Origin of the sequence: Chlorogloeopsis sp. ULAP01, from assembly GCF_030381805.1 — a bacterium.
GTDB lineage: Bacteria > Cyanobacteriota > Cyanobacteriia > Cyanobacteriales > Nostocaceae > Chlorogloeopsis.
Map to the genome: position 1 here is coordinate 200,568 of NZ_JAUDRH010000015.1, position 13,154 is coordinate 213,721.

Annotated in this window: 14 protein-coding genes and 1 pseudogene; 4 read left to right on the plus strand and 11 right to left on the minus strand. The window is 41.1% G+C overall.

Going from position 1 to position 13,154, the window contains the following annotated elements; translation table 11 throughout:
* Positions 1–110 precede the first annotated feature (110 nt).
* The 9 genes and pseudogenes from QUB80_RS26780 to QUB80_RS26820 all read right to left on the minus strand — a co-directional run bounded on the left by QUB80_RS26780 (position 111) and on the right by QUB80_RS26820 (position 6,063).
* A complete protein-coding gene (locus tag QUB80_RS26780; RefSeq protein WP_289792519.1) occupies positions 111–287 on the minus strand; it encodes a hypothetical protein in 177 nt (58 codons plus the stop codon).
* Positions 288–338: 51 nt separating this feature from the next.
* Positions 339–1,373: pseudogene (locus tag QUB80_RS26785) on the minus strand (methyl-accepting chemotaxis protein); the annotation flags it as partial.
* A gap of 314 nt (positions 1,374–1,687) precedes the next feature.
* Positions 1,688–2,026 carry a CHASE3 domain-containing protein gene (locus tag QUB80_RS26790; RefSeq protein ID WP_289792520.1) on the minus strand — a complete coding sequence of 113 codons (339 nt, stop codon included), beginning with the start codon at positions 2,024–2,026 and terminating at the stop codon, positions 1,688–1,690.
* Between the two features lie 102 nt (positions 2,027–2,128).
* Positions 2,129–3,121, minus strand: coding sequence for a CheR family methyltransferase (locus QUB80_RS26795; RefSeq protein WP_336622352.1), 993 nt, complete (start codon positions 3,119–3,121; stop codon positions 2,129–2,131).
* A complete protein-coding gene (locus QUB80_RS26800; RefSeq protein WP_289792521.1) occupies positions 3,105–3,365 on the minus strand; it encodes a protein-glutamate O-methyltransferase CheR in 261 nt (86 codons plus the stop codon). The genes QUB80_RS26795 and QUB80_RS26800 overlap by 17 nt, the downstream gene beginning before the upstream one ends.
* Entirely contained in the window at positions 3,362–3,868 is a 507-nt protein-coding gene (locus QUB80_RS26805) for a chemotaxis protein CheW (protein WP_289792522.1), read from the minus strand. Before QUB80_RS26805 ends, QUB80_RS26800 begins: the two co-directional genes overlap by 4 nt.
* Positions 3,869–3,981: 113 nt before the next feature.
* A complete protein-coding gene (locus QUB80_RS26810; RefSeq protein ID WP_289792523.1) occupies positions 3,982–4,149 on the minus strand; it encodes a hypothetical protein in 168 nt (55 codons plus the stop codon).
* 152 nt (positions 4,150–4,301) lie between these two features.
* Positions 4,302–5,693, minus strand: a complete 1,392-nt coding sequence (asnS, locus tag QUB80_RS26815) for an asparagine--tRNA ligase (RefSeq protein WP_289792524.1) — start codon at positions 5,691–5,693, stop codon at positions 4,302–4,304.
* 1 nt (position 5,694) lies between these two features.
* The gene (locus QUB80_RS26820) at positions 5,695–6,063 is read right to left on the minus strand and encodes a sll0565 family protein (RefSeq protein WP_289792525.1); all 369 of its coding nucleotides are present in this window, start codon (positions 6,061–6,063) and stop codon (positions 5,695–5,697) included.
* A 43-nt stretch (positions 6,064–6,106) separates the two neighbouring features.
* On the opposite strand from QUB80_RS26820, the gene QUB80_RS26825 reads away from it, so the two are divergent.
* Positions 6,107–6,394, plus strand: coding sequence for a DUF6439 family protein (locus QUB80_RS26825; RefSeq protein WP_289792526.1), 288 nt, complete (start codon positions 6,107–6,109; stop codon positions 6,392–6,394).
* A 137-nt stretch (positions 6,395–6,531) separates the two neighbouring features.
* Here QUB80_RS26825 and QUB80_RS26830 read toward each other — a convergent pair whose 3' ends face one another.
* Complete coding sequence (locus tag QUB80_RS26830) at positions 6,532–6,987, minus strand: ATP-binding protein (protein ID WP_289792527.1); 456 nt, start codon at positions 6,985–6,987, stop codon at positions 6,532–6,534.
* Between the two features lie 387 nt (positions 6,988–7,374).
* A complete protein-coding gene (gene rlmD / locus QUB80_RS26835; protein WP_289792528.1) occupies positions 7,375–8,790 on the minus strand; it encodes a 23S rRNA (uracil(1939)-C(5))-methyltransferase RlmD in 1,416 nt (471 codons plus the stop codon).
* A gap of 159 nt (positions 8,791–8,949) precedes the next feature.
* Between rlmD and QUB80_RS26840 the strand changes: the two genes are divergently transcribed.
* From QUB80_RS26840 to purL, 3 genes are all read left to right on the plus strand, one after another.
* The gene (locus QUB80_RS26840) at positions 8,950–9,435 is read left to right on the plus strand and encodes an allophycocyanin subunit alpha-B (RefSeq protein ID WP_289792529.1); all 486 of its coding nucleotides are present in this window, start codon (positions 8,950–8,952) and stop codon (positions 9,433–9,435) included.
* A gap of 764 nt (positions 9,436–10,199) precedes the next feature.
* A complete protein-coding gene (locus tag QUB80_RS26845) occupies positions 10,200–10,367 on the plus strand; it encodes a hypothetical protein (protein WP_289792530.1) in 168 nt (55 codons plus the stop codon).
* 350 nt (positions 10,368–10,717) lie between these two features.
* Positions 10,718–13,144 (plus strand): phosphoribosylformylglycinamidine synthase subunit PurL, encoded by a 2,427-nt coding sequence (gene purL, locus QUB80_RS26850; protein ID WP_289792531.1) that lies wholly within the window; start codon positions 10,718–10,720, stop codon positions 13,142–13,144.
* Positions 13,145–13,154 lie beyond the last annotated feature (10 nt).

Consider the following 13,154-nt stretch of genomic DNA (forward strand, 5'->3'; position numbering starts at 1 on the left):
ACTGTCAGTGCGACTTCAACGTTGATGCCATCAGCAATGGGAGAGTCTTGTGAGGAAATTACCGATTTTTTTTCTACCTTAGCGCTAGATTGAGCGACTAACTGAGTCCATTATTGGCGGTAGTTATTGGGTACACAACGCTCTAGCAGTTGATGCCCACCAGCAGAATAGATGGGACAATTACGGCAGTGAATGAAATTTGATAATTCTGGGCAGGAGCGATCGCCCATAATGCCAATGATATTCCAGCAATGATAAATATCAGATGAAACAGTAATAGTATCCATAAAAAGCTGCTGAGAAAAGCAAGTATATCTTGTTATTTGCTTTTTCACTCATCAAATAGGACTACTATATAACTGTGATGGCATAAGTTCACTCAGAGTGTGAGTTGAATTTTCTGCCACAATTTTGAAACGAGAAATTTCTTGACGCAGCCCATTAGCAACTTGATTGAGTTGGGCGATCGCACTATTAATTTCTCTCAATGAATCCGCAGTTTGTATCGAGGTACTGCTTAACTGCACCATCGCATCACTAATTTGCTGTGCTCCCTGTGACTGAGTTTCCATCCCCTCATTTACAGCTTCAAATTGCGGTGTTAAATCTTGCACTTGTTCAATAACTTGCCCAATTTGTGAACCAATCCGGGCAACATCTTCTACTGTCCTTCCCACCTCAGTAGCAAATTTATCCATCTCCATCACGCCTGTAGACACCGAGGATTGCATTTGCTTAACCATTTGCTCAATATCAAGAGTAGCGACTGCGGTTTGATCAGCCAAACGACGAATTTCTCTAGCGACAACGGCAAAACCCAATCCATACTCTCCGGCTTTTTCCGCCTCAATTGCAGCATTTAATGAGAGCAAATTGGTTTGATCTGCCACTTTGGTAATCGTCACCACGATACTGTTAATGTTATTTGCTTTTTCACTGATTACTCCCAATCGTGTAGCAATATTATTGGTAGCTTCTATAAGTTGACGCATAGTAGTTTCCATACGAATTAAATCTTTTTGGCTATCGCTGGCTTTTATAGTTGTAGTTTGCGACGTCATAGCCACTTTTTCCATTGTTTTCAATAATTCTCTAGAGGTAGCAGATATTTCTTTGGCTGCGGCTGCTACTTCATTAGTAGAGGCTACCTGTTCGGTGATCGTTGCTTCCAATTGCTTGCCAGAAGCCGCTATTTGCGTAGTTGAGCTACTTACCTGAATACCTGATTGCTGTAGTTTACGGATGAGGTTATTCAGACTATGAGTCATAGTTTTAAAGGCTTTTAATAATTGCCCGATTTCGTCCTTATTTTGTGATACATCTTCAGCAATAAATGAAGTTAAATCACCAACTGAGATTTTTTCTGCCACTTTTATAGCTGTAGAAACTCTATTACCTAGAAATTTTGCAATTAATAAAGTGGCGATAGCTGCAATTATTAAAGATAATATTGAAAAAGCTAATGATAATACAGTCAAAAAATTGATAGTAACTCTAGTTGAATCTAGACTTTTTCCAAGAATTTCTTCTTCTCTATTATTAAAATTATCATTAATGATTTTAAAATTATTCATGAATTCCCGACTCTGATTCAAGTAATTAATTATTACTTTTTTGGGATTATCAATATTATCAAAATTGATAAGTAGTTGTTGAACTTTAAAATTAAATTCCTCCTCTAGTTCCTTCATCTTTTGCAATCTTTCTGGGCGGTGTCTTCAACAACATTGACTGCAAGTTTTAATGCCTCCTGAAATTTCTGTCTATCCTTAGCATATATTTCTAGTATTTCCTTTTTTTCTTCTGGAGCGAGTAAATATCGGCGAATTATTCGATCCATATCTGTAATATTTAAAATCATCTTATCTGTTTCAACAATTGCAGTAGATGAAATACCGATTTGTCTAAATGTTCCTCCCGCTTGATTAGAAGTTAAATAAACCATGCCACAAAATAAAAAAATTAAGGATGTAGGAATAGAAAATCCAAGTAAAGTCAAGTCTCTAAATTTCCAGTTATTGAGCATTTTAATTTTTCCTCCTGACAAAGGTATTAAAAACAATTTCTTTCCCCATATTTCCCAAATAAGATATGAGATTAACAATTAGTTTCTTCCAGCAATTCATATCTATTTCTGCATTCGCTGAATTCGTCGCCATAAGAGAGTTGCGCTACCCACGTCTCCCTGATTTTCCCTAAGTAATGCCAGATGAATGAGTGCATCTTGATGCGAAGGTTGCAGATAGATTGCCTTGCGAAAAGACTGTGCAGCTTGTTCATCTTGCCCCATTGCTTGCTGCACCTGCCCCAACAGGACATATGCCTCGGCACAATCAGGATTTTGGCTAAGATAGTGTTGACATAATTGATTTGCCTCGTCTAACTTACCTTGATCGGCTATTATTTTTGCTGTTTCTAAGAAGTTCGTCTCGGAATCTTTTACGAGATTTTGAGTTTCTATATTGACACTTAGCTGGGAAGAAAGTTTATCTGGGATGGATTTTTTCTGATCGCTGGCACGATGACTTTTGGCAAAATTTCTGTTGCCGTATGGTAGCGAAACAGGAGACACAGTTGACTTACGATAGGTAAAAGCTCCGGGGTAACGAACTGGAGTAAATCTAGTATTAAGCAGCAATCCAGCTTCTGCATGCCCCACAGACAACAACCCTCCTTGGGTAAGCAATTTTTCTAAAACTTTAATAGTGTGCTGTTTAGTTGCCCAATTGAAATAAATCAGCAAGTTGCGGCAAAAGACAACATCATAAGGCTGCATTCCAGCTAGAAAATTAGCAGCAGCTAAATTATCGTGGATAAAATTAACCATGTTTCTCACTTGTTCGCACAGTTGATATCCTGTCTGTGTTGGTTGAAAGTAGCGCTCCTGAAAATAGAGATTGCTGCCACGAAATGAGTTCTTGTTGTACATTCCTCTTTGAGCAATCCGCAGACAGTGTTTACTAATATCAACGGCATCAATATGAACTTTGGTAGAACTCAAACCAACTTCTAACAAAGACATAGCGATTGAATACGGCTCTTCACCTGTGGAACAAGGTATGCTGAGAACTCGCAGAATGCGCCCAGATTGGGATGGAAACCATTCAGACTGGATGTAAATTTTTCAGAAAAGCAAACGCTTTTTGCTCTCGGAAAAACCATGTTTCTGGAACAACGATGCTTTCAATTAGTGCTTGCCATTCCTCACTAGAATTTTGTAAATGCTCCAGGTAAGTTGTTATATTGGTGATCGCACAATCTGCCATCCGCCGCTCAATTGTTCTTTGGATATGATGAGAACCAATTGAGTTTGCATCTAAACCTATCTTTTCACTCAGTAAACTTTCGATGCCAGATTGTGTCATTGGTTTAATGTTTCAAGCAATCCGATGTTGTGCTTTTCTGGCAAGAAATAAACTTGAGACGCCTCTGATAATAAATGTTCGATTAGGATACACTGAATCATCTTGTGGTCATTTAATATGATCTTGCCCAGGTAAGGTGCTGAACCCACCTGAATATTTGCATCAACCAACTCAGCATCCGGCACCTGTAACATTTCGACTACTCTTTGTGCCATCAAACCTAAAATATGGGGAGCTTGAGATTCTGAGACACCAACTCCATTGTTTCCTCGATAATTGACTAGTACGATCCGAGTACTCAAATAATCGGGACAGGGGTTTTTATGTATCATATAACACATATCTATCACCGTCACAATTTGCCCTCGATAGTTAAAAATACCAGCTACATAATCGGGTGCATGAGGTACCGATTTGAGGACGACAAGCGGTAAAATTTCTACAACTTGCTGACTTTCCAGCGCGTAACGTTCATTTTCTATATTTAGTAGTAAAAATAACATTAGTTTACATTGGCAAAGAAGTTACCCAAGTTGTTGCTTACTTATTTATCAAACAGTTTTAACTCATGAAGTAAATTATTTTGGGTTTCGTTACTTAATTTTATTGGTAAATATTAAAACACAAAATTTAAGGATGGACGATGCCGATAATCCTGTTCAACTCCAGGGATTTCTACCTCCAAGTTGGCGAGGCTTTGATTATTTACACTGTACTGTTGTCGCTTCACAACATAACCAGCCTGCTTGAAGGAGGATTCCAAGAATTCAGCAGTAGCCTGCAAGTTTAGAAACCCTCGTTACCAGGTTGAACCTAGTAACGATAACTAGAGCCTCTAGCTCTTTCAATCGAAAGGTAAAAACACAGGATCCCCGACTTTTTAGAAAAATCGGGGATCTGATCATGCGTATTTTAAAACCAGGTTTATAAATATCCTTAAAACTCCGCATTTTCTGGTGTGCGTGGGAAGGGGATCACATCACGGATATTTCCCATTCCTGTCATAAATTGCACAAGTCTTTCAAATCCCAATCCAAAGCCAGCATGAGGCACTGTACCATAACGACGTAAGTCAAGATACCACCACAAATCTTCTGGCTTCATTCCTTGCGCTTGTATCCGCTTTTCCAACACTTCTAGTCGTTCTTCACGCTGCGATCCCCCGATAATTTCACCAATTTTGGGCGCGAGAATATCCATTGCGGCTACAGTTTTTTCATCGTCATTTAAGCGCATATAAAAGGCTTTTATTTGAGTTGGATAGTCGGTAACAATAACTGGCTTTTTGAACATTTGCTCGCAGAGATAGCGTTCATGTTCTGATTGCAAATCTAAGCCCCAACTAACCGGATATTCAAACTTAACATCAGCTTTTTCTAAAAGTTTGATTGCTTCTGTATAAGTAATGCGTTCAAATTGATTGTTAATAATATTATCTGCCGTTGCAACCACAGTGTTATCAATGCGCTGGTTAAAAAATTCCATGTCTTCTGGACATTTTTCCATCACATATTTGAATATATGTTTGAGAAACTCTTCAGCTAAATCCATATCACCGTGGAGATCGCAAAAAGCCATTTCTGGTTCAATCATCCAGAATTCTGCTAAGTGGCGAGAGGTATTGGAGTTTTCGGCACGGAAAGTAGGGCCAAATGTGTAGACGTTGGTAAATGCCATCGCCATGATTTCGGCTTCTAATTGACCGCTAACTGTTAAATATGTCGGTCTACCAAAGAAGTCTTTACTATAGTCTACTGTTTGGTTTTCTGTGCGAGGAACGTTTTTCAAGTCTAAACTAGTGACATTGAAAAGTTCTCCCGCGCCTTCGCAGTCACTTGCTGTAATGATGGGAGTATGCACCCATAAAAAACCACGTTCTTGGAAAAATTGGTGAATAGCAGTAGCACAAGCATTACGGACGCGGAAAACTGCGCCAAAAGAATTGGTGCGCGATCGCAAATGTCCAATAGTGCGCAGAAACTCAAAAGAATGACGTTTTTTCTGCAAAGGATAGGTTTCGGGATCAGCTTCTCCGTAGACTTCTAAGCTATCTGCTTTCAACTCAATGCGTTGTCCTTTCGCTGGAGAAGCTACCAACACCCCCGCTACTTCTACAGAGGTACCCGTATTTAATTTTTTGAGGATACCTTCGTAGTCTGGCAATTCTGCATTGATTACTACCTGCAAATTAGCCAAACAAGAGCCGTCATTTACTTCAATAAAAGCAAAATCTTTTAATTCACGCTTTGTCCGAACCCAGCCTTGAATCTTAATTGATTCATCAGGCTGACCATTTCTTAAGATTTCTGCAATCCTTCGAGCTACCATATCATCCAGCACAAGACTTTAATATCCAGCCTATGATAACGCCCAATCCGCCGAAGCGGACGGCTTGCCAAAAAGGATCTTTTAATCCACGCCAAGAAAACAGCTGGCTTTCTAAGCACACTTCTAGCACTTCCAATTGTTGTTGAATTTGCCGTAACTCGGCTTTCATTTCTGGCGTCAGATTTTTAGTTTGATTGAGCTGCTCAAACTGTTGTTGCAATTGTTTTTGTCGATGACTATCGCGTTTTACCTGCCTATAGCGCTGTTTTAATGCCCCAAGCGATCGCCCGACTTCCAACAGTTCTTGTTCAAAATCTAGTTCTGGATGTTCCTCGTCTGATGGTTCTCGTGATTTTGGAGGCTGCTTCATTAAAGTAGTACAGTAAAGATAAATGCGACTTTGCTAAAAGTGTATGTCTCAATTTACACAGCAGCCTCAAAACAGTCAACTGAATGACCACACGACCTTGGAGCTTGCCCAAGCTTTGATGGAGAAACTGAGCATCTCCCCTAACGATTGGCACCGCCTCAAATCTAATCGCAAAGCTCGCGCTAGCGAACAACTAGCAGCAGCTCTTGTCTTCCTTCTTAAGGATCAACAACAAGAAGCTCTCACAAGATTAGAAGTGGCAACGGGATGGTTAGATCGCTCTATTACTGCACCACCTTGCCCAACTCACGGACATAACAAAGATAGTTAATGGTTAGTGGTTAGTGGTTAGTCGTTCACTATTAACTACTGTACGGGAGGCAGCGCGTTGCGGAGCCAGTGCGCCTTTACGGGTTAAGCAAGCGCGTCGAGTGCACCTGGCGTCGGGTTCCCCTACTAACCACTATCCTAATTGCGTAATAGCGGTATCCGAAGTCGATGCTGATCTAATAATTTGCAAAGTCTTAACTCTGTACCCCTTTTGTTCCACTCTACTTGGTCAAAAATTTGATGTAAAATCGATAAACCACGACCACTCTCTGCCTCATCCGAAGGCAAGAATTGTGATGGGTCAGTATCGCAATTGCATAGCGGAGTAAAACCCTTGCCTTGATCTGAGATAACCCACCAATACTGATTATCTATTAAGGAAAAACGTACTACGACCTTTTTACTGGGGTCAAGGTTGTTGCCATGTTTGGCTGCATTAACTAAGGCTTCTTGGAGTCCTAGCCGCAATTCCGCTTGCATTTTGACTGGAATTTCTGCCAAGAGTAAATCTAGTATTGGACAGAGATATAGCGTTGAGGCAAAGCTAATTGTACCCCAATTACGTCCGATTGGACGAAGTGAAATGGTAATCACAAGAGAAACCCCGCAGCTTCAGAGTTAGCTAGACATCAGTTTGGTGTCACAGGCACCCTGATTAAATTTTGAGGTGGTCATGTTGCCTTCAAACTTAAGTCTTTAAAACTAAATTTTGAAAATGCCAGGGAGCATAAGCTCTCTTTTTGACATTGGGTTGTTCTCATATAAAACGGCCTAAATAAATCTGCTATTACAGTCAGCAACTCAAAAATGCTTTGTATACATGAACAAAAGAGTATTAACTTACTCTTTTAACTACCGACTTATATTTTTAGACAACCTAATTCACGTCTTCTGAGTAGCTCATACTACTTCTATTTATTATGAACAGAAGGATTATATTTTTACCTTAATTCTAGTTTAGCATTGTTACTATGCACTAGACTACAAATTTAAATTTTGAGTTTTTGTAAAGGTATCAGTACCTTCATCTATATGTGATAGCACAAGAAATGCTGCTGCTTCCACATGGGCGGTTTGAGGAAAGAAATCAGCTGGCTGGACAAGTTTAACGGTATAAACTCCATGCTTACAAAGTAATTTGAGGTCACGGGCAAGGGTTGTGGCTTTACAACTGACATAAACAATTCGCTGGGGTTGATTGGACAACAAAGTTTCTATAACTTGGCGATCGCATCCTTTACGTGGTGGATCTAGCAAAACAATATCCGGTTTTATTTGCAATTGCGGCAGTATTTTTTCTACTTCTCCTGTAATAAAAGACACATTATTTATTTGGTTAGAGTGTGCATTTAAAATCGCCTGTTCCACTGCCTCTGGTTGTATTTCCAAACCGATCGCCTGGCGCACTTGTTTTGCCAAAGGCAAAGTCAATGTGCCAATGCCACAGTAGGCATCAAGTAAGACTTCATGCCCTTGGAGATTCAACTGTGATTGAATGACCTGTAACAATGCTTCCGCAGTCTCTGTATACACTTGAAAAAATGTGTCTGGTCGTACTTGAAACTCTAGCCCAGCAAATTTTTCTCGCAGGTAAGGAACACCAGCAACACAGCGAGTTTCAGATCCAAAGATGGAATTTGTGCGTTGAGAGTTCCGGTTTAAACAAACTCCCACTAAATCCGGATAACGCTTAAGCCATTCTTGTGCTTGATTTTTGATGCCTGGTAAATTCCAATCTTTCACCACTAAAGTTAGCAGGATTTCTCCAGGGCGGCGACCGATGCGTAATCCAATGTGGCGTACTACCCCAGTGTGACTGTGTTCCTCATAGACTTGCCAACCCCGCTTTTGAATATCTTGTTTGACTTGAGCCAACAAAGGATTTAATCGCACATCTTGGACAGGGCATTGATTTAAATTGATTAATTGATGACTACCTTTTTGGTAGTAACCAGCTTGGACATTTCCAGCTGCCGATAAACCAACAGGATAGGTGGCTTTATTACGGTAGCCCAAAGCACTCAAAGGAGCTAAAACCGGATTTACTGGTGGTTGTGCCAAACCGCCAATACGTTCTAAAGCTTGAATAACTTGATTGCGTTTGGCTACTAGCTGATATTCATAATCGATATGCTGCCACTGGCATCCACCGCATTTATCGGCCACAATACAACTTGGGCGAATTCGGTGAGGAGAAGATTTTAACAATTGTTTAAGCTTACCGTGGGCAAATGTGGCTTTGACGTATACCAAGCGGACAATAGCGCGATCGCCAGGCACAGTATCCGGCACGAACACCACCCGCTCCTGCGATCGTCCTACACCATCGCCTGTATCACTTAAATCAGTAATGTTAACTTCTATTAATTCGCCTTGTTTCCAAAGTGTGTCTGTCATTAGTTCTTTGTTATTAGTTATTGGTCATTAGTTAGTGGTTACTATAGTTAGTTGTTCTCCCCATCTCCCCATCTCCCACTCTCCTTGTCTCCCACTCTTCCCTTGTGTCTACAAGACTCGTTAAACTAGCAAATAATAAATCTTGTGATTTAAATAATCATGACTGTAGTAAGCCAAGTTATTCTCAAAGCCGACGACGAACTGCGTTATCCCAGCAGTGGTGAACTCAAAAGTATTAAAGACTTTTTGCAAACAGGTGAACAACGGGTACGTATTGCCAACACCCTGGCTGAAAACGAAAAAAAAATCGTGCAGGAAGCTACTAAACAGCTTTGGCAGAAGCGCCCCGACTTTATTGCGCCAGGAGGCAATGCTTACGGAGAGCGCCAGCGTGCTCTATGTATCCGCGACTTTGGCTGGTACTTGCGCCTAATTACCTATGGCGTGCTTGCTGGTGATAAAGAACCAATTGAAAAAATTGGTTTGGTAGGCGTTCGGGAAATGTACAATTCTCTGGGCGTTCCCGTGCCTGGAATGGTTGAAGCCATTAACTGTTTGAAGAAAGCCTCCCTGGATCTACTCACTGCTGAAGACGCCATCGAAGCTGCCCCTTACTTTGATTACATCATCCAAGCAATGTCTTAATCCAAAGTAAGTTCTGACGCTATCTTTGTGTGGACTTCTGCTACTCTAAAATTCAGTGCAGAGTACTAGCACCTGAAATTTATCATATTTGTTAATACCATCATATCTCCCCACACTTGTAGTGGCTCTGGCAGAATTTTTGTCAAGTTACTAACCAGTTGTGGGGAAATTTTGTAGTCTACAGAAGCAGTCAAATTATTTCTTGGTTTAAGAGAAACAATTGGCAGGGAAAGCAGCGTACCATTGTCACTTAGTCTACTATTTAGCAAATCAGGCTTTGCTGATTTGATGGCGTGACAATAATTTTGCCAGAGCCAAAACCCTTAGGTAGACGCGATGTATTACATCAGGGCATCCAAATTCAAACCGCGATTGGGCAACACCCCAGATCATGTAGACAACAAAAATGCCAACAGCATTCTTAAGAAGGCTATCGGCAATCAGTGTGTTCCCTATTATTGACTCGGCTAGAGTTCAGTTATCTTATATTGTCTTTATTAGCCAATCATAGGGATAGGATCTCAATCATATATAATTGTGATTTTTATCACAACATCATTTTAAGCGCTTTTTAAGCGTCTGATATTCAAACTTAATGTCTACAGCCAAATAACTTGTCGATATCAAAAAACTTTCTTGACAGAACGAGTGATACTATTTCACGAAAAGGCTGATATGGATGTACCCCACCGCCTACGGCACCTCCCCTTACTAAGGGGAGGTTGGGAGGGGTTGAATATGAATCACTCAAAAAGTGAAATGGTATGAGTAGCAGGCATTGCAAACATTTTTGTAACCAAACAAGCTTTAATCCCACAGAAGAAGCTTGCGATCGCAAAAATGCACTAATCGTGCTGGTTGTTTTGAACAATGGTGCGATCGCGTTTTTACTATTGGGAAAATTAATTTTTGTTACAAGTACTATGATTTAAGTTTTGAATATACTTGTAATAAACCTCATCACATTGATAGTTGCAATCGCGAGAGTTCCCCTCACAACTACAAATGCAAACATAGTCAATAGATTTGTCCAAATTCAGATTTCAGCAAGTGTAACTTTGCCAAATCAAGAAGAAGATTGAGTTTATCGTATTTATACTTACATATACTTGTCAGTTATACTTAGTTGACTAAATATACAAAATAATCAATTCTCTAGTAATCGTGAAAATACCTAATAATTTCCACTGATTTAGATAGATAAACCAAGATTTAAGTACTTTACGGTAATGGTTCAGAAATCGATACAATAGACCTTTGTCCCCTTGGCGCATGACTTAATATGACCACCACCTCCGAAGTTCCCTTCTCTCCCGAAGAAATTGCATCTGAAGGTATTAAGCCTGAAGAATATCAAGAAATTGTGCGGCGGTTAGGACGTCATCCAAACAAAGCTGAATTGGGAATGTTTGGAGTCATGTGGTCAGAACATTGCTGTTACAAAAATTCTCGGCCTTTATTAAAACAATTTCCCACTACAGGCGATCGCATTCTAGTTGGACCCGGTGAAAATGCTGGTGTTGTAGACTTAGGTGATGGATTGCGGCTGGCGTTTAAAATAGAATCTCACAATCACCCTTCTGCTGTAGAACCTTTCCAAGGAGCTGCGACAGGCGTAGGAGGGATTCTCCGTGATATCTTTACAATGGGTGCGCGTCCCATTGCCATATTAAACTCCCTCCGCTTCGGTTCTTTAAAAGATGCAAAAACCCAAAGGCTTTTTAGTGGTGTGGTAGCAGGTATCAGCCACTATGGTAACTGTGTTGGTGTACCTACCATTGGCGGTGAAGTATACTTTGACCCCGCTTATTCCGGCAATCCTCTGGTGAACGTTATGGCATTAGGATTGATGGAAACTTCAGAAATCGTTAAATCTGGAGCTTCTGGGATCGGAAATCCCGTGCTTTATGTCGGTTCCACCACGGGGCGCGATGGCATGGGAGGTGCGAGCTTTGCCAGTGCTGAACTTAGTAACGCATCATTAGACGATCGCCCGGCAGTACAAGTAGGCGATCCCTTTTTAGAAAAGTCACTAATTGAAGCTTGCTTGGAAGCTTTTAAAACAGGTGTAGTTGTTGCTGCGCAGGATATGGGTGCAGCTGGCATTACCTGTTCTACCTCAGAAATGGCAGCCAAAGGTGGCGTGGGAATTGAATTCGATTTAGATAAAGTTCCTGTCAGAGAATTTGGGATGGTTCCCTATGAATACTTGCTTTCCGAGTCCCAAGAAAGAATGCTATTTGTTGCCCAAAAGGGGCGCGAACAAGAATTAATTGATATCTTTCACCGTTGGGGACTGCATGCGGTTGTTGCCGGTACTGTAATTGCCGAACCAGTAGTGCGGATTCTATTTCGAGGCAAAGTTGCAGCAGAAATCCCTGCTACGGCTTTGGCAGAAAATACTCCTTTGTATGAGCGAGAAGTTTTGGCAGAACCACCAGAATATGTACGTCAAGCTTGGGAATGGACACCTAATTCTCTCCCTGCCTGCACAATGGCTGGGATTAATATTCAGGGACGCCAGTATAATTGGAATGATATTCTACTAACTTTGCTAGATACTCCGACGATCGCCTCCAAACGTTGGGTTTATCGCCAGTACGATCATCAAGTACAGAACAACACCGTGATGTTACCTGGTGGCGCAGATGCTGCCGTGATTAGGTTGCGTCCCCTTAAAAAAGAGGACACGGGGACACAGGGACACGGTGACACGGGGAATATGTTTGATAATTTCTCCGCGTCTCACCCTCTCCGCGTCTGTGCGTCTTCTTACAAATGCGGTGTAGCAGCAACTGTAGACTGCAATCCTCGCTACGTTTATCTCGATCCTTATGAGGGGGCGAAAGCAGTAGTAGCAGAAGCAGCACGTAATCTTAGTTGTGTCGGTGCGGAACCATTGGCAGTCACTGATAACCTTAATTTTGGTAGCCCAGAGAAACCAATTGGTTACTGGCAATTAGCTGAAGCTTGTCGCGGATTGGCGGAAGGGTGTCGAGAAATGGCAACCCCAGTTACAGGCGGTAATGTTTCTCTGTACAACGAAACTCTTGATTCTCAAGGGCTACCCCAACCTATTTATCCAACTCCTGTTGTCGGAATGGTGGGTTTGATTCCCGATTTGAGCAAAATTTGCGGTCAAGCTTGGCAAGCAGAAGGCGATGTAATTTATTTATTGGGTGGATTATCTTCTGATTCCACTTTAGGTGGTTCAGAGTATTTAGCGACTATTCACAATACTATTGCTGGAAAACCACCACGGGTAGATTTTGAATTGGAACGGCGGGTGCAAAAAGTTTGTCGTGAGGGAATTCGTCAAGATTGGATACGTTCAGCTCATGATTGTGCTGAGGGTGGTTTGGTAACTGCCATTGCTGAAAGTTGTATAACTAGCAAACTTGGTGCAGTAGTTAACTTAGATTTAGCTGAAAATAATTCCCGACGACTAGATGAAGTGCTGTTTGGTGAAGGTGGTGCGCGAATAGTAGTTTCCGTAACGCCAGAACAACAAGATATTTGGGAATCTTACTTACGAGAAAATCTTGCTCAAGAGTGGCAAAAACTGGGTAAAGTTGGGAATTCCGAAATGGGTTTGCGGGTTTTATCCTCTGATAAGCAAACTTTAATAAACGTTAGGATTGAGGTGATGAGCGATCGCTACTTCAATGCGATTGAAAAACGTTTAGCCATGTCTACTGCGACTCCTTAACTCTATTACT